The 25,444-nt window shown below is 37.2% G+C and carries 17 protein-coding genes and 1 riboswitch; of the genes, 2 read left to right on the forward strand and 15 right to left on the reverse strand.

The window, feature by feature from the left end; translation table 11 throughout:
* Positions 1–152 precede the first annotated feature (152 nt).
* From BLP54_RS13150 to BLP54_RS13185, 8 genes are all read right to left on the reverse strand, one after another.
* Positions 153–908 (reverse strand): class B sortase, encoded by a 756-nt coding sequence (locus tag BLP54_RS13150; RefSeq protein WP_090170412.1) that lies wholly within the window; start codon positions 906–908, stop codon positions 153–155.
* A 56-nt stretch (positions 909–964) separates the two neighbouring features.
* Entirely contained in the window at positions 965–2,410 is a 1,446-nt protein-coding gene (locus tag BLP54_RS13155) for a hypothetical protein (protein WP_090170414.1), read from the reverse strand.
* 152 nt (positions 2,411–2,562) lie between these two features.
* A complete protein-coding gene (locus tag BLP54_RS13160; RefSeq protein ID WP_015548776.1) occupies positions 2,563–2,850 on the reverse strand; it encodes a YerC/YecD family TrpR-related protein in 288 nt (95 codons plus the stop codon).
* Positions 2,851–3,069: 219 nt separating this feature from the next.
* Positions 3,070–4,080 carry an aspartate--ammonia ligase gene (gene asnA, locus BLP54_RS13165; RefSeq protein WP_090170416.1) on the reverse strand — a complete coding sequence of 337 codons (1,011 nt, stop codon included), beginning with the start codon at positions 4,078–4,080 and terminating at the stop codon, positions 3,070–3,072.
* A gap of 22 nt (positions 4,081–4,102) precedes the next feature.
* Positions 4,103–5,503 carry an asparagine--tRNA ligase gene (asnS, locus tag BLP54_RS13170; RefSeq protein ID WP_090170418.1) on the reverse strand — a complete coding sequence of 467 codons (1,401 nt, stop codon included), beginning with the start codon at positions 5,501–5,503 and terminating at the stop codon, positions 4,103–4,105.
* A 263-nt stretch (positions 5,504–5,766) separates the two neighbouring features.
* Positions 5,767–7,851, reverse strand: a complete 2,085-nt coding sequence (locus BLP54_RS13175; RefSeq protein ID WP_090170420.1) for a beta-galactosidase — start codon at positions 7,849–7,851, stop codon at positions 5,767–5,769.
* Positions 7,852–7,920: 69 nt separating this feature from the next.
* Positions 7,921–12,378 (reverse strand): leucine-rich repeat domain-containing protein, encoded by a 4,458-nt coding sequence (locus BLP54_RS13180; protein ID WP_176754564.1) that lies wholly within the window; start codon positions 12,376–12,378, stop codon positions 7,921–7,923.
* A 198-nt stretch (positions 12,379–12,576) separates the two neighbouring features.
* Positions 12,577–16,062, reverse strand: a complete 3,486-nt coding sequence (locus BLP54_RS13185) for a leucine-rich repeat protein (protein ID WP_090170424.1) — start codon at positions 16,060–16,062, stop codon at positions 12,577–12,579.
* 219 nt (positions 16,063–16,281) lie between these two features.
* On the opposite strand from BLP54_RS13185, the gene BLP54_RS13190 reads away from it, so the two are divergent.
* Positions 16,282–17,505 carry a DUF4317 domain-containing protein gene (locus tag BLP54_RS13190; protein WP_090170426.1) on the forward strand — a complete coding sequence of 408 codons (1,224 nt, stop codon included), beginning with the start codon at positions 16,282–16,284 and terminating at the stop codon, positions 17,503–17,505.
* A 282-nt stretch (positions 17,506–17,787) separates the two neighbouring features.
* Here BLP54_RS13190 and BLP54_RS13195 read toward each other — a convergent pair whose 3' ends face one another.
* From BLP54_RS13195 to pepF, 3 genes are all read right to left on the reverse strand, one after another.
* Positions 17,788–18,090, reverse strand: coding sequence for a hypothetical protein (locus BLP54_RS13195; RefSeq protein WP_090170427.1), 303 nt, complete (start codon positions 18,088–18,090; stop codon positions 17,788–17,790).
* A gap of 208 nt (positions 18,091–18,298) precedes the next feature.
* A complete protein-coding gene (locus BLP54_RS13200) occupies positions 18,299–19,783 on the reverse strand; it encodes a glycosyltransferase family 39 protein (protein ID WP_176754565.1) in 1,485 nt (494 codons plus the stop codon).
* A 43-nt stretch (positions 19,784–19,826) separates the two neighbouring features.
* Positions 19,827–21,623, reverse strand: coding sequence for an oligoendopeptidase F (gene pepF, locus BLP54_RS13205; protein ID WP_090170431.1), 1,797 nt, complete (start codon positions 21,621–21,623; stop codon positions 19,827–19,829).
* A 130-nt stretch (positions 21,624–21,753) separates the two neighbouring features.
* On the opposite strand from pepF, the gene BLP54_RS13210 reads away from it, so the two are divergent.
* Positions 21,754–22,119, forward strand: coding sequence for a hypothetical protein (locus BLP54_RS13210; RefSeq protein ID WP_090170433.1), 366 nt, complete (start codon positions 21,754–21,756; stop codon positions 22,117–22,119).
* A gap of 103 nt (positions 22,120–22,222) precedes the next feature.
* Here BLP54_RS13210 and BLP54_RS13215 read toward each other — a convergent pair whose 3' ends face one another.
* From BLP54_RS13215 to BLP54_RS13230, 4 genes are all read right to left on the reverse strand, one after another.
* The gene (locus BLP54_RS13215; protein ID WP_090170435.1) at positions 22,223–23,221 is read right to left on the reverse strand and encodes an SPFH domain-containing protein; all 999 of its coding nucleotides are present in this window, start codon (positions 23,219–23,221) and stop codon (positions 22,223–22,225) included.
* 141 nt (positions 23,222–23,362) lie between these two features.
* A complete protein-coding gene (locus BLP54_RS13220; protein WP_090170437.1) occupies positions 23,363–23,710 on the reverse strand; it encodes a hypothetical protein in 348 nt (115 codons plus the stop codon).
* 29 nt (positions 23,711–23,739) lie between these two features.
* Positions 23,740–24,330 (reverse strand): helix-turn-helix domain-containing protein, encoded by a 591-nt coding sequence (locus BLP54_RS13225; protein WP_090170439.1) that lies wholly within the window; start codon positions 24,328–24,330, stop codon positions 23,740–23,742.
* 229 nt (positions 24,331–24,559) lie between these two features.
* On the reverse strand, positions 24,560–25,195 hold the full coding sequence (locus tag BLP54_RS13230; protein ID WP_090170441.1) for an ECF transporter S component: 636 nt from the start codon (positions 25,193–25,195) through the stop codon (positions 24,560–24,562).
* 103 nt (positions 25,196–25,298) lie between these two features.
* A riboswitch (FMN riboswitch) is annotated at positions 25,299–25,432 on the reverse strand.
* Positions 25,433–25,444: the final 12 nt, after the last annotated feature.

Genomic DNA, 25,444 nt, shown 5'->3' on the forward strand with positions numbered 1-25,444 from the left:
CTTTTTACACAAAAATCAAAATATAATCTTAGAAAAAAGGAAAGGATGCTGCAAAATTTTAGTTTTGCAGCATCCTCTTTGTCTACACTCTGAGATGTAGTTTCAGAAACTACATCTCACATTTTAGCATAAATATATTGCATTGTCTTTGATTATTCGTATGCCTCTACTTTTATCAATCTACCAACAACAAGATATCTTTCTTCCGCTACACCCTTCACGCAAGTTGAAAGAGTAATAATTTGCTCATACTCCCCCATATCATATCCCTCTATAATATGAGTACTCTCTGCATCCGGTTCATAAGCTGTCAAATCGCTCAAAAACTGCTTTGTTCCAACTGGATTTTCCATTATATATGTATCTGAAAGATAACTATCATTGAACCTGCTGGCAATAATAATCTCAAAGGTTAGTTTTCTATCTGAAAGGTAAATATCGATTTCTCGATTATTATCGAAAAAGTCCTTATCTTCAAATAAATGAAGCTGACCAAAATACGAACCATTCTTCATGTTGTGACCATATACAACTGTATTTGCCACCTGAAAATCTTTTCCATCTATTTGATTTGTATAAATTGAACCTGGAAGACCTTCTGTACCATCCACCTTATGATTAAGGTAATAATTATCCTCTTCTGATTGAAGTACAGGGTAATCAACTGTTGTTCCTGGCATAGTTATCCACGCATAAATATCTGGATTATCACTTTGAAGCGCTGCTATATCTTTGGTATCAGTAGTTACTTCTGGTTTCTGAACGCTAACAACTTCAATTGGAGCTGAAACAGCATCTTTTGGCATTTCCTCTGAGTTATCCTTTTTGAATATCCCTACATATATCGTAATGCCAATAATTGTAACTAAAACTATGGCTATACAACCAATCAAATCTTTTTTCTTCATACTTATACCTAAAAAAGGAGACTGCTATTATTTCAGTCTCCCTAAAAAGTTTATTCTTATTCCTCTCCTGTTTTTGGAGATTTTGTTGTTGATGTTGCGCTTGCAGAAGTCTGCTCATCTTCAACTACAAATACGTAAGTAGAGAAGTGGTTTGTAGCAAACTGGATTACACCATTTTCTACAACTGTAGGACATTGTACTACCGTACCATCCTCAGCAACACGATATACCTTAACAACCTGATTCTCGCCTACAACCATGTCTGATGGCATATCCATAGAAACAGTTACATATCCGTCAAGCTGATGAATAGCAGCACCACTCATGTCTGCAAGATCGAATTCTACCATCTTGCCAATTTTGTAAGATACTTCATTCTCGTTATTATTCCAGAACTTCTTGAAAGCCTCATTAACAGTAACGTAATACTGAGCAGTTGGCTCAATCTCTGCACTAGTAAATGATGCTCCTGCTGGAACAACATCATTTACACTATCAAGTGAAGATTTAAATACTCCATTATTTGTTACAATAGTTCTAACTTGTTCGCCATTAGCATTAACAGTTACTGTCTCAAAAGAGTCAACTGGACGTTCCTTTGTTTGAACAGTTGCAGATGAACTACTTGAAGAACTGTCTGATGAACTAGTTGAAGCTGAACTTACATCTATATTAGTTGAATTATTTGAAGTGGTAGAAGTAGTATTTGTCTGTGAAGCGTCCTTTACAAAGTAAGACATACTAGCTTCGTTTCCTTTTTCATCAATAACTGTGATATGAGCTACACCTGCAGACTTTCCTTCAATTATGAAGTTTCTACCATCAACCTTTACAGTAGCAATACTTTCATTATCAGAAGTTGCTGTAATAGAGTATTTAGAGTTAATGGTTTTTACTCCAAATGTACTGCTATTACCTATAGTGCCACTAGGTACATCTTCTTCTAAAATCTTGCCTGATTCATCTGTAATAAAGATAGAACCCATAATAGTATAAGTTCCATATAAACGAATAGCATCATCCCATTTATATCTTAATTCACCATTCGCATTTCTAGTCGCTGGATAATAATAAGTATGGGCATTTAATCTATTAGTTGTCCAAACACCATTTTCTACTGAAATCGTGCCTTCGTCATTAGTAGCAACCGCTAAAATATAATCATCCTCAGACTCAGGAATAGGATCGTTTTCTCCATCTATCCAACCATAGGCATTACCATTTCCCGGTTGACCTATACGATTAACATTATATGTTCTATCATCAATATCAGTTGTAAATCCGTAAATTTCAAATGTCTGACCTTCATAATAATAAGGTATGCCATAAGAATTAGTCTGATTTATATCATTATCCTGCTCAGGAGCTCTTAAAGCTTTATAATTAATCTGACTGACGTCCATTACAGACCATGCCTTTGCATCATTCTTATCAACCATAAATCCTGTCACTGCTATAGCGAAAGCTGCTGCAACAGCGACAAACTTTTTCATTCCATTCATATTAGATTTAACCTCCAAATTTCTATAAACGCAACCGACATTATATTTCGATATTATTTTGTTGTCAATCTAATTTTTATAACGTCATGGAAAAATTCACAAAAAAAGATCAGGCATAAAAGCCTGACCTTAAATCTCTGATTACCTTATCACTACTTGCTGATTCTCTTAAGAACCATGTCGTAACCATCGTTACCATAATTAAGGGCACGATTAACACGGCTGATAGTAGCTGAACTAGCGCCAGTCTCATCAGCGATGTCCTGATATGTACGCTCCTCGCGAAGCATCTTGGCAACCTCGAAGCGCTGCTTCATAGCTACCATCTCATTAACTGTACAAAGATCTTCAAAAAATTCATAGGCTTCCTCGACTGTCTCGAGGCTAAGAATAGCTCTTAAAAGCTCATCCATCTCTGCTGTTTCAAGTTTCTTATTCATTATTACAAATACTCCTAATAAAAATCCCACAATATAAACTTTATCACTACAATAATACTGTAGCACACTAAAGTCTTAAAGTAAAGGACAACATAAAAAATATTTTATAGACGAAAAAATCGGCTCCCTGAAAGAGAGCCGAAAGATATTGTACGATAAAATATTCCAAATGTAAAGGATTTTGTTTTTCTGAGAAAGACAAAATCCAGGGTTTGTCTTTTATAGGATGACTACACCTTTTTGACTTGCATACTCAACGTCCCCTTCAGGCCAGATTGAGCACTGTACCTCGCCAATATGGCATTTTCTGAGGAAGAACATACAAATTCGGCTCTGTCCGATACCACCGCCGATTGTATATGGAAGCTTCTTATCAAGAATAGCCTTCTGGAATGGAAGCTCTGCTCTCTCCTCACAGCCAGCCTTCTGAAGCTGAGCCTTAAGGCTGTCCTCATCAACACGGATACCCATTGATGAAAGCTCCAGTGAAATATCATCTACAGGATAGTAAACGATGATATCACCGTTAAGCTGCCAGTCATCATAGTCAGGAGCACGACCGTCATGCTTCTCACCAGACTTAAGTAAATCACCAATCTTCATAAGGAAGATAGCGCCATATTCCTTAGCAGCCTCATACTCACGCTGAGAATGGTCAAGATCTGGCCATCTGTCCTCAAGCTCTTGCGTAGTGATAAAGTGAATCTCTTCTGGGAGAATGCACTGTACATAGTCATATGAATTTGCAATATATTTCTCAGTAACGCGAAGAGCTGCATAAACGCTCTTTACGTACTTTTTAAGAGTCTCTTCGTTACGAGCAGATTTCTCAATGATACATTCCCAGTCCCACTGATCAACATAAATAGAATGAATATTGTCAGTGTCCTCATCACGACGAATAGCATTCATATCTGTATAAAGACCTTCGCCTACATTGAAACCATAGCGGCCAAGAGCCATTCTCTTCCACTTTGCAAGAGAGTGAACAACCTCAACCTCTTTATCATTCTGTTCCTTTACACCGAAAGCAACTGGGCGCTCAACACCATTTAAGTTATCGTTCAAACCTGACTCAGGGCGAACGAAAAGTGGTGCTGTAACACGGTGTAAATTTAACTCAGCTGTAAGCTGTGCCTGGAAGAAGTCTTTAACCTTCTTGATGGCAATCTGTGTTTCTTTTAAATCTAACGCTGACGCGTATCCATCTGGGATGTAAATCTTGCTCATAACTTAACCCTCCTAGTCTTTATTATAAGTCGCAGTTTCCAACAGTTCTTGGGAATGGAATTACGTCACGGATGTTGCCCATACCAGTAAGGTACATTACGCAACGCTCGAATCCGAGACCAAATCCAGCATGTCTAGATGAACCATACTTTCTGAGGTCAAGGTAGAACTGGTAATCCTCTTCCTTAAGACCGCACTCCTTCATTCTCTGAACAAGTACATCGTAGTTGTCCTCACGCTGTGAGCCACCGATGATCTCACCGATACCAGGAACGAGGCAGTCCATAGCAGCTACAGTCTTTCCATCCTCGTTGAGCTTCATATAGAAAGCCTTGATTTCCTTTGGATAATCTGTAACGAATACAGGCTTTCCGAAAATCTTCTCTGTAAGATATCTCTCATGCTCTGTCTGAAGATCGCAGCCCCAAGATACCTTGTAATCAAACTCATCGTTGTGCTTCTCAAGCTCAGCAACAGCATCTGTGTATGTGATGCGGCCGAAATCAGAAGAAGCAACATGATGAAGTCTATCAAGAAGTCCCTTGTCGATGAAGTTGTTGAAGAACTCCATCTCCTCTGGAGCATGCTCAAGGACGTAGTTGATAACGAACTTAATCATGTCCTCAGCGAGAATCATATCGTCCTCAAGATCAGCAAATGAAATCTCTGGCTCAATCATCCAGAACTCAGCTGCGTGACGAGTTGTGTTTGAGTTCTCAGCACGGAATGTAGGTCCAAATGTGTAGATGTTCTTGAATGCCTGAGCATATGTCTCACCATTTAACTGACCTGAAACTGTAAGGTTTGTAGCATGGCCGAAGAAATCCTGTGAGAAGTCAACCTTGCCATCCTCTGTCTTAGGGATGTTGTTGAGGTCCATTGTTGTAACCTGGAACATCTCACCTGCACCCTCGCAGTCACTTCCTGTGATAAGTGGAGTGTGTACATATACGAAATCACGCTCCTGGAAGAACTTGTGAATAGCGTATGCGCAAAGAGAACGAACTCTAAATACAGCCTGGAATGTGTTTGTACGTGGACGAAGATGTGTCTGTGTACGAAGGTACTCCATTGTGTGTCTCTTTGGTTGGATTGGATAATCTGGTGTAGACTTTCCTTCTACCTCAATCTTTGTAGCCTGAATCTCAAATGGCTGCTTTGCCTCTGGTGTAAGTGTAACGATACCTGTTGCATATACAGCTGCACCTACATTTAAATGACAAACCTCGTCGAAGTTGTCGATTTTATCCTGGTTAAATACAACCTGTACTGGGTTGAAAAATGTTCCGTCAGCAAGTACTAAGAAACCGAATGTCTTAGAATCACGCATGTTGCGGACCCAGCCTGAAACTGTAACTTCCTTGCCGTCGAACTCTTTAAAGTTTCTTGAAAGTGTTCTTACGTCAATTGTTTTAACGCTCATTTTATTTTCTCCTTATTATTGAATTACATAATTAAAGCCCCATCAAACTTGCGCTTGATGAGGCTCGCTAATTCTTACATATTTGAACAATCTTCAAATCTCATCAACAGCAATAAAATTAAATCCCCTGATTATTATTCACGGAATTATTATTGTTATTATTGAGATTATTAAGCATAGATGTAAATGCCATGACTGTTCCCCTTCTTTATTTGAGTAAAGTATAGTTATTTAGACTTTTAAAGTCAAGTATCTTTTTGCAGCTAGCCTTCCAAGGTCTCCACCAACGCCACTTTTCTTAGTGCATAATGGACTCCATCTGCCTTTTCCAGTCTTCCTGCCATAGTTGATGACACATCTACCACAACATCATCCTTCTTAGGTGTTATGTAGAGAGTAAGCACATCTCCCCCTTTAATACCAATCTCCTTTAGCCCGATTTCCCAGGTGGATTCACAGCAGAAATCGTCGTGAAGCAGTTTTCCAGTCTTATCAAACAACTGTCCTATGTCGCCACTATAATTAATCTGAAGCAGCGTATCCTTTGCCTCTGGATTCAACTTTGGAATCTCTATTGTAAATCTGGATTCGCCACACTGACTTGGTGTAAGCATTCTCTTATTCTGATTTGTCAGCTCTGCTGGTGGCTTTATTTCTGTGTACTCCAGTGACAATTCTCGGGACAAAGTTATTATTGACAATGGTTTGCCTTTAACCTGCTTTCCAAAACTGTAGGATGGACTATCTGGAATCTCAATAATCTCTTCGCCTTCGAATTTATACACTGGCTTCATTCCTGCTGGTCTGAAGAATATATATGTAAGACTCGTATCCGTCTCCACTCTCGAAAGCAGCTGAGCTGTGGCATATTCCAGTCGCACCCCATCCATATCTAAATTAATAGGAAGAATTGCCTCTTCCCCTGCTGCTATGGAAAGGTCATCTATTGTAATTTCTTTATCCTTCAATTTGATGGTTATTGATTCATTTACCTTATCAGTCTGCTCAATATGGTCCTGATAATTATTTATAAACAGGAATCCACTTTCACCATCTGTCCTTGCTGCATATCGTAAATACGAATTATCTTCCGGAATCAATCCCTGATTATCATCTGCCAATATAGTAGTCATTGGGCAAAGCAAATGACCAAAGTGCTTTAAGAAAATATGAATACATCTAAGCCTGTAAAAGCTTGGGCGAAGCTGTCCAAATTCTCCTATAGGTGCATTGTAGTCATAACCAAGCTTTGGCACCTGATGTTCATTCAAATAATCCATTCTCAGACCGTGAGGATTTGTTCCACCCCTGTACATGTAATATCCAAGGAAATTACAGCCGCTGGCAAGTTTTACATTTGCCATCGCATCCACCGATTCACATGGAAAATGAAAGCGATAATTATAGAAAGGAATCATTCCACCACCCATTTCACAGCAGGAATATGGCATAGACTCAGGCTCATAGAATGGTTCAAAGTTATAGGTGTATTTCACAGCGTTATTGTGATTATCCCTATAAATGTATTCAGGTGTTGCAGGATGCTTGTAATCCTTGTTTCCATAAAACATCCAAGGCCAGAAAGCATAGCCGCCCCAAAGTGGAAGCATCTCGCCTGTAGGAGTGGCTGCGCCACCCCAACCCGTGCAGGTGTAAAATGGTGTAACAATGCCTTCTTCGATTGCGATATTTTTCAGTGCTACCAAATACGCATCACCGTCGCGGCCTCCATTTACCCACTCATTGGAAATTCCTGTAGTCATCTCCCATGGTGCTGCTGAATGCATATATTCATTATCAAGCTGTGCGCCGATGATAGGGCCTCCATCTTTATATAGTAGGCCTTGTATCTGCTCTCCAATTGCCCTATACAACAATCTCACTTGTTCCAAGAATGCCGAGTTATTACTTCTCACATCATAAGGCTTTCCATACAACCAGTCAGGCAATCCTCCATTTCTCACTTCGCCATGACAGAAGGGACCAATTCTAAGGATTACAAACATGCCATGCTTCTGGCATAGCTCCACGAACTTTCTCAGGTTTCGTCTGCCCTCGAATGTAAACTGACCTTCTATCTCCTCGTGATGATTCCAGAAAACATAGGTAGAAACAATATTCAGTCCACCTGCCTTCATCTTTAGGATAGTGTCCTCCCACTGGTTTTCAAACACCCTTGAGAAATGACACTCACCGCTGATGGCAAAGAATGGCTCCCCATCTATGGTCATATAATAATTGGTAAATCCAATCTCCCTCCCATCAGGATTCTTCCCAAAAAACTTTTCCGATAATGGATAAATCTGCTGTTTTCTTGCCTTTGTAAAATCCAATGAATGTTGTCTCATAAATTTGTTCCCCTATCCAAAAAGGAGAGGGAAATATTCCCTCTCCGATTGGTTTAATTATACTATATTCTATCCAAATAGTCTTTTAAGAATAGACTGTATTGTATGGAGTCTGTATGTTGTGGAAATTTTACCTGTGTAATTGCCACCCTTCTTTGCAGTAGCTGTAACTCTAATTACGGTGTCTTCAGTAATCATATCCTTTTTACCGACAGCCTCGCCTGCTTTTCTCTTAACATTTTTGCCCGATACTTTAACTGTAGTATCTTTCTCATACGAATATTTAAAATCGTTGTTGAAGTCTATTCCTGGTAACAGGAAACCTCCCTGATCTGTCAAAACTACAATCGTTCCATAGAATGGTGTTAAGCCTATATCAATCATATCTGTAGCGATGATGTTAGCTTTATTGATATTTCTTTCTGTAATTTTGAATTCTTCAGTATAGGTTCCTTTGTACTTACCCTTACCCCTTACTGTAACTGTTGGCTTATTCTTGCCACCAACCTTAGTGTTATTCTTGTATGTAACTGTATAATCTGTACCTTCAACAAGCTTTGTAGTAGTACCATCAGCATTTGTGAAAGTAGCTGTTACCTTTGGCTTTGCACCGTTTCTATTGTACTCAACTGACTTTTCACAAGTTACAACAAAACGATTATCGGCATTTTCTGCAACATCATATGCTTTAATTTTAAATGCCAGCTTTGTTGTACCTGTATATCCACTTTCTGGAATTCCTGTGATAACCACATATCCTGTACCGATTTCCTCGTTGGTCTCGTATGATAATGTGTAATGTACTCCCTCTACAAGAACTTTTTCACCATCCATTACTACTGGCTTTGGTGCTATTTCACTTCCAACATACTCAAAATCAGGAAGTTTACCTATTGAGAGCTTTGCAACAGGTATTTCTTGATTTGGCTTCTCCTCAGTAACAAATGTATTACCATTTTCCAGCGCATATCTTTCTGCAACTGAGCCAACGTAACCATGGATGATTGTAGCTGAAGGTATTGCTTGCTCTTCGATAGTTTCTACTGTATCTGTAATATAAAGTTCCTTCAAAGAACTATCCCAAAATGCATGATCACGAATAGTTTTTAGATTATTTGGCAGGGTTATATCCTTAAGATTGCTACAACCAAAAAATGCATATGAGTCTATTTGAGTCATACTATTTGGTAAATTAACGTTCTCTAATGATTCACAACTTGCAAATATGCTATTTGTAGTTCTTGTACATCCATCTTCAAAAGTTGCCTCATAAATATTAGAACCTTCAAAAGGACCCTCGTTTTGAGGTGCCGGCAGATTGTTTTGTTCTGAATCATCACCACAATTTACTAGCGATTTAGGAATGTTAATCTTCGTAAGTTTACCGCAACCTTCAAAAGCATATAGTCCTATATACTCTATCCCTTTTGGAAGTACTATATCAGATAAACTACCACAGTTCCTAAAGGCATACATCTCGATTCTCTTTAGTGAATCAGGAAATGCAATAGATTCTAATTTGTCACAATATTCAAATGCAAGTTGCCCAATGTATTTTAAAGATTTCGAAAGCTTTATTTCTTCTATGTCACATCTCATAAATGTACCATCATCTATTCCTGTTACAGAGTCAGGGAGTTGAATATTTGATATTTTGCAATAAGCAAAAGCGCCACCCCCTATAGATGTTATAGTATATGGTATTTCTATGTTATTTACGCTTCGGTTACAACATAATAAGTCTGGTATTCGAGTACTTCCTTCTTCAAATGAAATCGTACCAACTGAACATAAAAAGGAACCATATTTTTCACCTGGTACAACCATCAAATTTTCTAAAAAATCACCACCATAGTCTTTTATCCTTCCGGCAGTTTTCATAGTTTTTGGTATAGTAACCTGTTCCAGATGAGGCCATATGCTTGCATAATCTGCCTCTTCAAGCTTTCCCAAATCTATGCTTTTCAAATTAGGACAAGTTATTGCACTGGTATCTAAAGATTTCACAGTATCTGAAAAAACTATTCTTTCAACTTCATCACTCTCGAGCGCATACTCAGAAATGCTTACCACTCCATCTGGAATATAGACAACCTTATCATGTCCATTATACTTATGTAATACATCACCCCATATTTCAAACTCAGGTTTGATAACAACAAATTTATTACCATGACGATCTGCATATCTTTCAGCAGCTGTGCCTTCATAACCATGGATGACTGTGCTTGATGGTATTGCATAGTGCTCAATAGATTCAACTTTATCAGAAATATATATATCTTCCAAACCACTTTCTAAAAATGCATCACCTCTTATAGTCTTTATATTATCCGGTATCTCTATATTCTTAAGATTACTACAACCATAAAATGCAAATGGATCTATTTGGGTCATAGAATCTGGTATGTTAACCTTCTCTAACAATTTGCAACTTGCAAAAATGCTTTCTGAAGTACGTGTACATCCATCTTCAAAACTTGCAACCTTCACACCAGAATAAGAAAATGGACCGTATTCGTTTTTCATTGCTTCAGTGTTTTGTTCTGATTCATCGTCTCCATTTGCCAACGACTTAGGAATTGTTATATTTGTGAGACTTTTGCAGCCATGAAAAGCATACTCACCCAAGTATACTAATCTTTTTGGTAATACTACATCAGATAGATTTCTGCAACTCATAAACGCATCGTATTCTATCCTTGTTATTGAATCCGGAAGAGTGATAGATTCTAAATCACTACAGCCCTCAAACGCACTTCTGCAAATGGTTTTTACAGATTTTGGAAGTTTTACATCTTTTAAGGAGTGGCAATTAATAAATGCACCAACATTTATTTCTGTCATAGAATCTGGCAATTCTACGCTTGTTATTTCGCAACTTGCGAATGCTCCAGTCCCTATAGATTTTACAGTATCTGGTATCACTACTTTTTTTATATCCCTGTTGCAGCATACAAAATCAGGAATATTGGTACAGCCTTCTTCAAATATAACTGTATCAGTTGCACCTAAGAATGAACCCTCTTCTGGTGTTTCATATACATACCTCAATGCACCAAAACTAAATTCATTAAATTCATTTATCTGTCCACCAACCACTAAAGTTTTAGGTATAGTGACTTCGTCCAAATGAGATGTTATGCTTGCATTTGAAGCTCGTTCCAGCCTTCCTAAATCTATGCTTTTCAGATTAGGACAAGTTATTGCATGGAAATCTAAAGACTTTACTGTATCAGAAAGGATTATTCTTTCAACTTCATCACTATCGATAGCATCTGAAGCAATTCGTGTTACTCCTTCTGGTATATAAACGACCTTATCATGTCCATTATATTTTTGTAACACACCATTGGCTGTCTTAAAACCTCTTGGCTTTCCTAAATAAAATTCATTTCCATTTTCTTTTGCATATCTTTCAGCTTCTGAGTTTGCTTCACCATAAATGGAGATGTATGAAGGTATAGCTTCATTACCAATTTTTTCTACTGTATTAGGTATGTAAATCTCCTCTAAACCAGAACCCCTAAATGCATAATCACCTATACTTACTAACGAATCTGGCAATGTAATTTTCTTTAATGCTCCACATTCAGAAAACGCATAAACACCTATGCTTTTTAAAGAGTTTGAAAGTTTTACTTCCTCTAATGGTCCACATCCATAAAAAGCAACATCCTCTATCTCTGTTATAGAGTCTGGCAGACTTACTTTTGAAATCTCGCAGTAAGCAAAAGCAGCATATCCTACACTTGTTACAGAATCTGGTATTTCTACTTTCCCCACTCTCCTGTTACAGCAAAGAAAATCCTCTATCTTAGTACAACCTTCCTCTAATGTAACTATATCTGCTGAATTAAAGAATGAACCATCATCTCTACCTGGTCTTATGTCTACACCCGTTTCATCATAGTCATAATTAGCATCTCCAGCTTTTCTTAATGTTTTTGGTATAGTGATGTGACCCACATGCGCTGTAATACTAAGGTATGAAGCCTCTTCCAACTTTCCTAAATCTATACTTTTCATATTAGGACAACATATTACATGGGTTTCCAAATATTTTAATGAATCTGGAAAAACTATTCTTTCTATTTCATCGCTTCTGATTGCCGATATTTCAATACGTGTCACTCCATCTGGAATATATACAACCTTATCATGCCCATTATATTGATATAATGTCCCTCCTCTTATTACGAACTCTTCATCATCGTCATCATCATCCCAATCAGAGTCTTCATCTGCTGATAAATTAATCTCTTCTAAGTCATCTGATTTTTTTGACTTAGTATCCAATTCATCCTGAAGAACAACTTCCTCACTAACCACCTCTTCATTTTCAACTAGTTCTTCGTCTTCCTCTTTAACTACCTCCTCTACTTCATCAATTTCCTTTATCACACTGTCTTCTGTCTCTTCAATCAAGTTCCCCGCTTCTTTCGCCATGACAATCTGCGATGAATTCCCCAATATCATACTTGCGCACATTGCCATAACAATACACCTTTTTAGACCCTCTTTCATATACCCCTCCTTTCTAAGGATTATCAACATATAGGTTCCCTGATAATAAATACCACAAAATATATTGTGCCAATTTATCCACAGGCAGCCTGTATTTGTCTGTTATTATATATTATAACTATACTGTTGTATATACATTTTCGCAGTCAAAAAGGAGAGGTATTCTTCCCTCTCCTTCTTGACTGTATTATTCTATTTTTACTTAAATATTCCTTCAAAAATTGATTGTATAGAATATAGTCTATAAGTTGTCGAAACAGAACCAGTATACTTTCCTTGTTTTTTAGCTATAGCCTTTACTCTTATCAATGTGCCTGCAGGAATTACATCCTTTGCGCCGATAGCATCTCCTGCATTTCTCTTTACAGTTTTTCCAGCCACTTTCACATTAGTATTATTCTCGTATGTATACTGTAATGCTCTTTCGTAATCTCTGCCAGGTAATAAGTATCCATGCTCGTCTGAAAGAACCACTACTGTTTTATAACTATTAGGTAAAGAAACATGAATCCTATTACTTGCAGTTATCCTTACTTTACTAAGACTCTTCCCAATTATGGTATATTCAAAAGATCTTTTTCCTGAATAATTGCCCTTTCCTTCAACAGTTACTATTGGTGTTTCCTTGCTACCAACTACTGTGTTATTTTTATAACTCAAAATATAATCTGTTTCCTCTTTAAGATTTACCATTGTTCCATCTGCATTCTTAAAGGTAACTGTTACTTTTGGTTTTGCACCAGCTTCATCAAACTCTGCTTCTTTAGAACATTTTACAATAAAACGCTCCCCCACGTTTGTACTGATGTCAAATGGAAGAATATTAAAACTAACCTTCCTTGAATCTGTATATCCGTTTTCAGGATTTCCTGAAATTATTACATAACCAGTTCCAACGTTTTTATTTGATTCATATGACAAAGAATAATGTTTTTCTGCTTCAAGAATTGTTTTCCCATCCTTTACAGCCGGAATAGGTGTAATGTCAGTGCCCATATATTGATAGTCATTTACATCTTCTACAGTAAGATCCATTATTGATTTACATGTCTGTTTAGCATCAGGATCGACCACGCTAACAACTTTGAATCCATATGATGTGCCACTTTCATCGCTCACTAATCTCACTCTTACAACATTTCCTGGCACTTCAATTGTTTTGTCTGCAAGCTCTTTCCCTGTATAGGTACCAACAATATTCTTATCTACGTCTTCAACATATAAATAATCAAATTCTTCTTCCACTTCCGATTCATGAGAAAATGTTACTAATAATCTTCTTGAATCTGGTAAAGAATATTCCCAAATATCATTACTTTCATCACCATACCCATGGGCAGACTGAAAATCATCCAAATTGCTTATCTGGTAATAGTTCGAAACTACATTTACTTTACACTCCGCAGTTCCCTTTCCTTCGGCAGCTTTTGCTATAATTTTTGCAGAACCTTTTGAAATTGCATGCACTATACCATTTTCATCCACTGTGGCTACTAATGGATTATCAGACTTCCAAATTAATTTAACGTTCTTTGGATTAGTAGTCGCTTTTAAAGCAATATCATCGCCACCATCTAGTGAAATCTCATTTTTCTCGAATTTTATTTCTGCCACATCGTTAACAACAGTAACATTAATACTTTTTACTATTTTACCAACCTTTACTTTTATTATTGCAGTACCCAGGCCAACTCCTGTCATAACTCCATTAGAATCTATTTTTACAACAGATTCATTTGATGATTTAAAAAATGGAACATCTGAACATCCCACTGGAGTTATCTCAATTCTCATTTTCTTTGATTGGTTGTACTTAATAACCTCTTTATCAGACTCAAAACAAAAGTCTTTAGCTGCCACATACTCAAGTGGTATAAATTTATAATAATCTAATTGATCCTTTATTTTTTCAAAAAATATACTATCCCTATATGCATAAATTGTAGTGTCGTTTGGAAAAAATTGAAACACATCATCATAATCTGGATTATTTCCATCATATACTGTTTCCTTACCCCTGACGGTCAATGTTTTCAAGCTTGATATCCTAAGAGCGTTTTCTCCAATCTTTTTCACATAGGCTGAAATTTCAAGATTTTCAATTCCTGTACCTTCAAATGCATACGGACCAATCTCAGTAACAGTATCTGGAATCTTTATTTCTTTTATTGAATTACAACCATAAAATAATCCATATGGAATAGTTTTAAGACCTTCTTCTAAAACAATATTTTTTAGACCTGAACAACCACGAAATGGTCCATCAACATACGTATCACCCCATCTATGAAACTTAGCACCGGAAACTGTTAAGGTATTAGGGATTTTTATATCTTCTATTTTTTTACATCTAGAAAAAGCATCCCCACCAATTTCATATAAATTTTCTGGAAGAATCAATTGTTTAATATTTGTGCAACCACTAAACGCACTATCTCCTATTATGGTTACAGAATTTGGTATCGTAACATTCTCTATACCAGTACAATATAGAAAAATATTATCTGGTATAACGCTTATTCCTTCTTCGAAAGACACATTTTTCAAATTTTTGCATTCACTAAAAGGAGAAAGATTATCATAATAAAAACTGCTATCATCATCTCTTATAAAAACATGCGCTTTTTCTAATGATTTAGGAATACTGACATTATCTAGTTTATTGCATGCAAAAAAAGCTCCACCCCCAATTTCTTTTATATTTTTAGAAATTCTTATTTTTTCAAGATTTTTACATTCCTGAAAAGCAAATTCACCTATACTTGTAACAGAATCAGGAATGATAATTTCCTTAAGATTACACTGTCTAAATGCATATGAATCTATCTTTTTTAAGCTTTCTGGTAGTTCCACCTCAGTCAAACTCGAACAACAAAAAGCCCCTCTTTGTATTTCAGTTACTGTATCAGGTATTTTCACCGACCTAACTCCTGTAAAGCTCAGCACTCCCTCTGGTATTGTCGTTATACCCTCTTCGAAAGTCACTTCTTCTAAACCATAGTTAAAACCACCATGAGTATATGGATGTCCGGTACTTGGATAATACATCGACTCGCAATCTACATGTCGTAAAGTTTTTGGAATCTTGATTTTACTTAAGGAACAAGCATAAAAAGCATCGCCACCTAGTCTTTCTACCTTATTCAAATCTACATGTTCCAATTTATTACAATCATTAAACGCGAAGCTTTCGATTTCTTTAACAGAATCAGATAAAAAAACCTTCTCTATATTACTTTGAAAAAAACAGCCTCCACCAATCTTTGTTACGCCTTCTGGAATGAAAACATCTTTATCATCACCTTTATATTTTGTTAACACTCCATTATTAATTTCAAAGTCACCATCATCCGCTCCATCAACATCTTCCGAATTAGATTTATCTTCGGAATCTATCTCCGAAGTATTCTCTTCCTTTTCATCTGACGTATTTGTTATTGCATCTATTCCGTCTTTGTCTTCTTTTGTATCATGCTTTTCCAAATTACTTATTGCTTCATTCTTTTCAGAATCATCTTTCTGGATAGTCGCTTTTTCTATATCATCGAATTCCCTACCCAAGCTTTCATCTGTTTGGTCAACTACCCCCATCACTTCTTGTGCCATAACAAATTGTGTTGGACTTTCTATAAAAATCACAGAACACAGTGTTATGGCTAAACATTTTTTTAGTACTTTTACCATAAATAGCCTCCCTCATTATTATTTACTTACACATACCTTGTATATAATCCTCACAGCTATTCGTTCAACGGATATAACAACTATTTATGTATAAGCATGTTTTATTATACGCCGCGACTTATATTGTGTATATATATTTCCTAGTTTTCATCCTTGCGAAGTTATTTTTTCAAACTTATAATATAAATCGCAGCAAAAATATTAGGAGACACTTTTTATATGAATAAAAAAGAAATAAATGAAATAAAACGACGCTTTAAAAAGGATTCCTGCAACTTTGACAAGATGGTAGGTTGCTATGTAGATGCTAATAAGGAAATGGTTCTCACTTTTAAGGAGACCTTCCTTAATCTTGAGGATGAAGAATTCCACAAGTATCTTGAAATTGCAAATAAGTCACTTTCAGGTACTGTTGGAAACAACCTTCTTGAGCTTCCATTTGACCCAGAATCTGAAATAGAAGGAAGCGGTCACGACCTTCTAATGAGACTTCGTGAAAGTCGTCTTCAGGATGAGAAGCTTCTTATTGAGTATTACAACAGAATCATCGAGTCTTATGACTTTGTCGGGAACTATCTTATCCTTCTCTATCACGATACTTACGATATTCCTATGAAGACTTCAGATGAGCTTACACTTGATGAGTCAGAGGAAGTATACGATTACATAATCTGCGCTATCTGCCCAGTTGCTCTTTCTAAGCCAGGTCTTGGATATCGTGAAGATGAAAACAGAATCGGTGCCCGTATCCGTGACTGGGTTGTAGGTCCTGTAGACACAGCCTTCACATTCCCCTGCTTCTCAGAGCGTACTACTGATTTACATGCTTGTCTTGCTTACACTAAGAATACAAAAGAGCCACATGTAGAGTTCTGGGAGAACTGCATCGGTTGCGGCACAAAGAAGACTTCTACTCAGAAGAAGAACGCTTTTAACAACATTATTGATCAGGCTCTTGGCGAAGAGACAGATGAAACTATCGAGACAAAGCTTGATATTCAGCAGAACCTTTCTGATTTCATCACTGTTGAGACAGAGCGTCTTGGTCAGGATGAGCCTATTATCTTAGAGCCACAGGATGTTGCAAATATCCTTACAGACTCTGGTCTTTCTGATATGAAGGTTGAAAAGATTCAGGCTAAGTTTGAAAATTACTTCGAGGAGCAGCTTCCACTTGCTGAGGAAATCCTTGATGAGAAGGCTCTTAAGAATAACGAGCTTCGTGTAGAAAAGAACGTACTTAAGGAACGTGTAGTTGATCTTACAAAGCAGCTCAAGGAAGCTACTGGTATCACAGAAGAAGGCAAGCCTGCTGACATCGTTGTAAAGGTTTCAGAGGACAAGGCTGCCACAGTTACTACTGCTTATGTAGATGGCAAGAAATGCGTCTGCGTACCAATCGAACCAGATGAAGTATTGTTCTTGAATGGAGAACAAATTTAAGAATATAGAAAAACTAAAGTGAGCCAAACTGTAGGCATCAAGCTCTAATAATTCTCAAGCGAAGCTTTCTCCAGCTGAGCGGAGAATTCATTAGGCTTGTAGCCGTAACAGTTTGGCTCTTATATTATACCAACTCTTCAAGTTCCTTAATAATCTCTCCCATCTTAGCAAGAGCTGCCTCGATTGTAGCTGGTGTAGTAAGGTCTACGCCGGCAATCTTGAGAAGCTCAACAGGAGCATCTGTGCAACCTGAAGATAAGAACTTCTTGTAACGCTCTACAGCTAGTGCGCCATTTTTGACTTCAAATTTAGAAGCCGGCCATCAGATATTTCAAAATGTTCTGTTTTCTCTTCCTCTAATTCCTGTTCCTCCAATTTTAATTCTTCAATAACATCTTCCTCTGAAGCCTCCATATCAGGCTTGTCCTGTTCTTCATTGGATTCTTCTTCTTCTGCTTCAAAACTAAATAAATCTGTTCCGTCAGCATAACTTGTTTGCGATGCAAAAACTGTCATCGCCTGGATTTCAAAAAACATAGCGGCGCAAAGAGCCAATGCTATACATTTTTTATACCTTTCCCTCATATTTTCCTCCCTAGCTTAAAATTATTTATAGATGTAACTTTAATAGTAAGATATGATATTTAGCAAGCTTCAGGTATGTTGCTCTACTAAAAATGTTATTTGTCATTTATTATACGTCTATTAAAAATAATGTGTACGAAAACTTAAGAAAACAAAAAAGACCAGATGAAACACCTCATCTGGTCTAAGGACACCCTAGATAGCCGTTTTATTCCATAAAATAATAATATAAATTCGAATATGTACTATAAGAATCTCCTACATAATCTGCTATCTCATCTAAATGACCACCTGTTGTGGCCAAAACATATTCTCCAGGAATTTCTTTTAATATATCTATATTTTCGTTATTAACGAACATATATGATTCAACATTTTGAAGGGGTACATAGAAATAAATTGCTTCCCAGTTGTCATTGATATATACCACACATGTTTTATCCTTTAACCGGTCAAAAACCTCAACTCTTTCACTGGAATAATAATCTTTTGGCACATAAAAATCTCTGGTAATGAAGTTAGCCAGATTAGTTGCTAAAACAAAAACTATTATTAAACAGCTTACATTAATTTTCTTAATATACTTTCCAAGCAAATTTGCTAAAAATGTAAATCCGACAATGTAGTATATGAAAATTACAGGCATCACATATCTAAAGTCATTATATGGTGCTATTTTAACAACAACCAACAAATACAAGCAAGCAGTGATAATCAATGCCACTTTATAATTGAATCTGAACTGCTTTTTTACTATACGAATAATCGCCAGGACTATAACAAAGGCCATAACTCCCCATGTGAATGCCATCGATGTCTCACTGCATATTGTCTCAAGCATAACCAATACTTTACTAAATAGACCCCCTACAGAAAATGCAGCCTGTATAGCCTCTTTACCCCTATAACCTCTAAACAAATGACCTGCTATATGATACCAACATAACATATAGATTATCCCACCAATAGCTGCCACTATAATACATTTCTTAAACTCTTTAAATCGCTTTTCAAAAATAAGATGAAGAGCAAACATAGCACAGGCAAAAAATGTATAAATGAGGAAATAATAATGGGTCAGCATTCCCAATATTATTATTGCAGAAAAACTAACATAGAATCTGCGATCTAGTACTTTTCCCCAATAATGTTTCAGCAGGTATGCAAGCAATATTGAAAACATAGTAAACATTGCATACATTCTTATGAAAATTATGGTATCAAAAAAAGCCACTGAAGTAGAATATAACAAAATGATGCCTATTGATTGTGCTACATCACTTGTAATTTCCTTCGCCAGTTTGTACAGCATTATTATGATAATAATCATCGCAATAAGATTTACCGTGATTCCATACCACATATTAAATGTATCTGGAAAAAGCGAAGAAATGGTATGAACAAACACATAATATAAAGGTGGATGCACATCATCAGACTGATTGGCCCAAACATTTACATAATTAAATCGTCCACCTGATTTAACCTGTAAAAAATCATCATAAACTTCCATCCCATAATATTTCTTACCATATTCATACGACGGCATTATTCCACCTACATGATTGGCTAAACCAAATGTCCATACCTCATCAACCATGTAATCAGTTTTTCTTGCGCCAAAAAATACTGAGCATAATAGTAAAAATACTATAACCACTCCCAGTATAATTTTTTCTTTACGTGCTATCAAATTACATTCCTCCCAGTCAGCAACCATTAACTGTAAGTAACGACTATACTAACTCTTCAAGTTCTTTAATAATCTCTCCCATCTTAGCAAGAGCTGCCTCGATTGGAGCTGGTGTTGTAAGGTCTACGCCTGCAATCTTAAGAAGCTCAACTGGTGCGTCTGTACATCCGCTTGAAAGGAACTTCTTGTAGCGTGCTACTGCTGGCTCGCCCTCCTTTAAAATCATGTCTGCAATTGCTACCGCTGCGCAGAAGCTTGTTGCATACTGATATACATAGAAGTTGTAGTAGAAGTGTGGAATACGTGCCCACTCATATGCGATTTCATCATCAGAAATCATATCTGGACCGTAGTACTTCTCGTTAATTTCCTTATAAAGCTTGCAGAGATTCTCAGCATTGAGGTTCTCGCCAGCCTCTACCATCTCATTTGTAGTCTTCTCGAACTCAGCAAACTGTGTCTGACGGAATACTGTACCCTTGAAGCTATCGAGATAATGATTAAGAAGATAAGCCTTCTCCTTCTTATCTGTACAGTTCTTAAGAAGGTACTCTAAAAGAAGAATCTCATTACATGTAGAAGCTACCTCAGCAACGAAAATCTTGTAGTTTGCATAGATGTATGGCTGTGTCTTGTTTGAGAAATAGCTGTGCATTGAGTGACCCATCTCATGAGCTGTTGTAAACATATCATCAAATGTATCTGTGTAGTTAAGAAGCATATATGGGTGAACGCCATAAGCTGTAGCAGAATATGCACCGCCGCGCTTGCCCTTATTCTCATAAACATCAATCCAACGATTTGCAAAGCCTTCCTTAAGGAGTGCTACATAATCATCTCCAAGTACTGCAAGAGCCTCGCAGATAGTCTTCTGTGCTTCCTCATACTTAACAGTCTTTGCTGCATCTGGAATCATTGATGTGTAGATATCATACATGTGAAGCTCGTCCACACCAAGGCACTTCTTACGAAGTGAAACATATGCGTGAAGCTTATCAAGGTTAGCATTTACAGTCTTAACAAGATTATCGTATACCTGTGGGCTAACATTGTTTTCATCAACAGCAGCCTCGAGGTTTGAGCTGTAGTTGCGAACACGTGAATTAAAGATATGCTGCTTAACCTCGCCGTTGTAGATAGCAGCCATAGTATTTAAGTACTTCTTGTATACGCCGTAATATGTCTTGAAAGCATCCTCACGAACACGTCTGTCAGCTGACATAAGCATTGGAACGAAACGTCCATCTGTAAGAACTACCTCTTCGCCCTTCTCATCCTTGATAGCTGGGAATGTCATATCAACATTCTTAAAGGCACTATAAACTTCTGATGGTGTGTTGCCCATTTCCTGAGTCATGGCTACAACCTTCTCCATCTCAGCTGATAGAGTGTGATTCTTCAATCTCTGGATTTCTTTAATCTCGATTCTATAAAGCTCAAGCTCTGGCTTTTCTGAGATAAACTTCTCAATCTTCTCTGCATCACAAGCAAGAATCTCTGGTGATACAAATGAAGTTGATGCTCCAATCTTTGCATAAAGACCGAACATTCTCTGTGACATAGACTGATGCTCAGTATTTCCCTGATCCTGATCGAAAATACGCTCAGCATAATTAAATGCAAGATCAAACTTCTCACCAATGATTGCATCTATATCAAGTACTGCAAGAAGGTTTTCTGCACTGTCACAAACCTTACCCTCAAACTTTGCAATCTCAGCAAGCTTATCCTCAATAAATTTGATATCTGCTTCCCAAGCTGCAGTGTCTGCATACATTGCGCTAAGGTCCCAAGTATCCTCTACACGGACCTGATCACGACTTACTAATTCCTTTGCCATAATAATTCTCCTATCTATAGTCTTGCTGAGAGATATTTTAACACATTTCAAAATTTCTACACCATTTTTTCAAAAATACATTGTATGCTATCAGTAACGTAATAAATGTCGGTTCAAAAAGGAGTCGTTTATGGCAGATAGCAGAGCAGATCTTATCAAGGGACTCAATCAGGCAATGAATGGTAGCAAGGAAGATGAACTTGGTCGTCAGTTCTTTGCAGATACCAACACCTTGAAAACTGGTGCCGCAGGTGGAAATGTAGAGGTAAGTGTATTAGTTTCCAAAGAAGAATTTGCAAGAATAGCCAGCGGTGTTGTGAAATATCATGTTACTGACCGTCGAGGAATTGAAGATGGAAATGATATTATTTTTAATGAAGTGGAAGCTGACGGATTTACACAAACTGGGCACAAGCTGACAAAGCGAGTTACTAATGTGCAATCATACCTTCAGATTAAAGGCTTGAAAGATGGATTTAGCATTGTAGCTTTCTAAAAACTGAATAGTAAACTGCGTACTTTTTGTACGCTGATATAATAAAAGAGAACCGCTACCGGCCAGTTTAGCCGGAACGCGGTTCTCAATTTTTATCCGCTGGTTACATCTCTTCTACGAGCTGACGTGTAGTCACTCCCTTGTCTGCATCGCTGCAGCATGGGTCTTCCTTTTTAGGTGCATCATTCTTTGGAGCTGACTTGTCGATTGGTGTGCTCTCACCGAATCCAAGCATTTCTGTCTTGAATGTAAGATCAGCAGCAGCACTTGCTAAGTCTGTAGGAACTACAATCTTTGTAGCTCTTCCATCACCCATCTTCTCAAGAGCTTCGAGCTTCTTAATAAGAAGAACTCTCTCGTCCATATTTGCAGACTTGAGCATTTCAATACCACGAGCCTCAGCCTCATATACAAGGCGGATAGACTCAGCCTGACCTGTTGCACGAGCAATCTGTGCATCTCTTTCAGCCTCAGCCTTAAGAACGAGAGCCTGCTTATCACCTTCTGCTCTTGTGATAGAAGCTTGCTTGTGACCTTCTGCCTCAAGAAGAGTCTCACGACGATCACGCTCAGCCTTCATCTGCTTCTCCATTGAACGCTGAATCTCTTCTGGTGGAATGATGTTCTTAAGCTCTACACGTCCTACCTTGATACCCCAAGGATCAGTAGCCTCATCAAGGATCACACGCATCTTTGAGTTGATGTTGTCTCTTGATGTAAGTGTCTGGTCAAGCTCGAGCTCACCAACAAGGTTACGCAAGGTTGTAGCTGTAAGATTTTCAAGAGCAAGGATTGGACGCTCTGCACCATAGGCGTAAAGCTTTGGATCCTGTACCTTGAAATAAACTACAGTGTCGATTTTCATAATAACATTATCCTTTGTGATAACGTCCTGTGGTGGGAAATCTGCCACCTGCTCCTTCAAAGAAACCTTCTTTGAAACTCTCTGAAGGAATGGAATCATCACATGGATACCTGCCTGCCATGTTGCATGGTACTTACCAAGGAACTCGATTACATATACATAACCCTGTGGTACGATACGAATTCCAAAGGCAATAGCCACTAAAATTACTACTAGTATAAAGATTAAAACTGGCATAACAAAACCTCCTTTTTGGTTGAGAATAATTACTCTCATTTGCTAATTAGTATAATAAAAGAAGGAGCATATTTCCACTCAGAAATTGCTCCTTTAGATTTTTTAAGACCTACATCTATCATAAAGATAAGGCTTTAATATTTACTCTGCTTCTAATTCTGCCTTTTTCTTCATTTCGTCCTTGTAATAGAAAAATGCAAGTACTTCTATGATGCACTGAATACCTAATAAAAGAATAATAAACAATCTAATTTGTGAAATAGTAATAGTGGTTTTTTCTCCGATAAATGAAGCTACTAATCCCCACACAATAATCATGTACCACAGTACATGAGATGAAGCTGCCTTTGCCTTTGTTAATAAGACCTTGATTTCCTCATTTTGATTTGCTTTATATTTCACTCCAACGTAAATCATCCAAATTGCCCATACTAAAACAAAAACTCCACCTACTACTCCCATTGTTGCTAACATTTTCTGACTCATCATAATAATTATCCTCCTAAAATTTTTATTTTTTATAAACCAAAAACATTTTTACTAATATAAACTATGGTAAAACTTAATATTCCTGAAATTAATCCGGCAAATATCATAACTGTCGTTACTTGATATGGACGCTTGCCAATTTCCTGCTGCTTGCATTTCTCATCTAGACTGTTGCCATTCATAAATGTCACTATTTCCTTATAGGTAACCAGGTCATTTTCTTTTTCAATGATATTCAGCTTTATTGAAAAATATAATTCCAAAATAGCTAGAATACCTTCTGGGATTAATGACCACATACCAATAAGAAGATATAGCGGACCAAAGGATACAATCAAGATTCCTAGGCATGCCAGCATCATTTTTCCGTAAAACTTCATTTGTTTTACATCTTGATCATTAATAATCTCTTGCATTTGTTCTACATCTCCTTTGACTAGTTGATCTAGAGAAATCTCAAAAAGATTACTTAGTAAAAGAATGCTTTGGATATCTGGATAGCTTTTTTCATTTTCCCAATTAGAAATTGTTTGTCTAGATACGAACATCTTCTCTGCAAGCTCATCCTGATTCCAATTGTGTAAGCTTCTTAAATCCTTTATTCTTTTTCCAAGTTCCATTTGCTTTCTCCTTGTTGACTCAATACTACTCAAAGTGACATGCTTATGCCATCAAAAGGCTTTTACATTCCCCTAAAATAGGGATGTAAAAAGCTTTTTACATGTCTTTTTTGCCCCAATTTACTAGGCGTGACGACCTTTTTTATTGTACATGATTACGGCATGAAAATAAATAAAACAGTACAAAAAAACTCCCCATTTCGGGGAGTTTCAAAGATGTTTTACATTCTTAATTGTTACCTTTTAAGAGTGGTCGAAGTGGCTGATAAATAAGCACTGTAATGATTGCTGAAATCATTCCCTTTACAAAAGTGAATGGTACGTTGAACATGAGCAGGCATTTTTCGATTGAATCAATCTTTGCAAATGGTGCTACAGCCTGATAAGCCTCTACGATAACTTCCTTTGGCATGAAGTTGTAATATACCGGATATACGATATAAAGGTTTGATGGAAAGCTGATGGCTGCCATAATAATTGCACCTACAACTGCACCAAGGATTGCATTTTTCTTTGTCTTCTTATGATGATAGATAAGACCTGCTGGAAGTACAAAGCCTACGCCAAGAATGAAGTTTGAAAGCTCGCCAACGCCACCAGTTGTAGTCATAAGAAGATGTAGAAGATTTTTAATCAAGCAAACAATAACACCATAAACTGGTCCCAATGCAAAGGATGCCATAAGAGCTGGAAGCTCTGAAACATCAAGCTTGATAAAGCTTGGCATGATTGGCACTGCTGTGTCTAAAAACATAAGGACGAATGCAATAGCTGAAAGCATTGCTGTCACTGTCATGCTTCTTACGTTAACCTTTTTCACTGTTCTTGTCTCCACATTTGTTCCTGTAAAATTTGTTGTATCCATTTTTGAACCTCCTTGAAAATACATTTATTTAACTAGGAAGTCTTCTGTATAAAAAGAAAGCCCTGAGATAAACTCAGGGCTGTACGTACACAAATAAAACTTTGCACATCTTCTTCCATCCAGACTATACTGTCGGTACTGGAATCACACCAGTTCAGTCTCATTAAAGACTCGCGGACTATACCGCCGGTCAGGAATTGAAAGCCTACGCTTTCGCACCTTGCCCTAAAGATTTCCTATTTATTTAAC

The sequence above is a fragment of the Pseudobutyrivibrio sp. 49 genome, assembly GCF_900100545.1.
Lineage (GTDB): Bacteria > Bacillota > Clostridia > Lachnospirales > Lachnospiraceae > Pseudobutyrivibrio.

Coding starts and splice junctions, on each gene's coding strand:
- BLP54_RS13150 (WP_090170412.1), bottom strand. CDS start 908: ATGAAGAAAAAAGATTTGATTGGTTGTATAGCCATAGTTTTAGTTACA.
- BLP54_RS13155 (WP_090170414.1), bottom strand. CDS start 2,410: ATGAATGGAATGAAAAAGTTTGTCGCTGTTGCAGCAGCTTTCGCTATA.
- BLP54_RS13160 (WP_015548776.1), bottom strand. CDS start 2,850: ATGAATAAGAAACTTGAAACAGCAGAGATGGATGAGCTTTTAAGAGCT.
- asnA (WP_090170416.1), bottom strand. CDS start 4,080: ATGAGCAAGATTTACATCCCAGATGGATACGCGTCAGCGTTAGATTTA.
- asnS (WP_090170418.1), bottom strand. CDS start 5,503: ATGAGCGTTAAAACAATTGACGTAAGAACACTTTCAAGAAACTTTAAA.
- BLP54_RS13175 (WP_090170420.1), bottom strand. CDS start 7,851: ATGAGACAACATTCATTGGATTTTACAAAGGCAAGAAAACAGCAGATT.
- BLP54_RS13180 (WP_176754564.1), bottom strand. CDS start 12,378: ATGAAAGAGGGTCTAAAAAGGTGTATTGTTATGGCAATGTGCGCAAGT.
- BLP54_RS13185 (WP_090170424.1), bottom strand. CDS start 16,062: ATGGTAAAAGTACTAAAAAAATGTTTAGCCATAACACTGTGTTCTGTG.
- BLP54_RS13190 (WP_090170426.1), top strand. CDS start 16,282: ATGAATAAAAAAGAAATAAATGAAATAAAACGACGCTTTAAAAAGGAT.
- BLP54_RS13195 (WP_090170427.1), bottom strand. CDS start 18,090: ATGAGGGAAAGGTATAAAAAATGTATAGCATTGGCTCTTTGCGCCGCT.
- pepF (WP_090170431.1), bottom strand. CDS start 21,623: ATGGCAAAGGAATTAGTAAGTCGTGATCAGGTCCGTGTAGAGGATACT.
- BLP54_RS13210 (WP_090170433.1), top strand. CDS start 21,754: ATGGCAGATAGCAGAGCAGATCTTATCAAGGGACTCAATCAGGCAATG.
- BLP54_RS13215 (WP_090170435.1), bottom strand. CDS start 23,221: ATGCCAGTTTTAATCTTTATACTAGTAGTAATTTTAGTGGCTATTGCC.
- BLP54_RS13220 (WP_090170437.1), bottom strand. CDS start 23,710: ATGATGAGTCAGAAAATGTTAGCAACAATGGGAGTAGTAGGTGGAGTT.
- BLP54_RS13225 (WP_090170439.1), bottom strand. CDS start 24,330: ATGGAACTTGGAAAAAGAATAAAGGATTTAAGAAGCTTACACAATTGG.
- BLP54_RS13230 (WP_090170441.1), bottom strand. CDS start 25,195: ATGGATACAACAAATTTTACAGGAACAAATGTGGAGACAAGAACAGTG.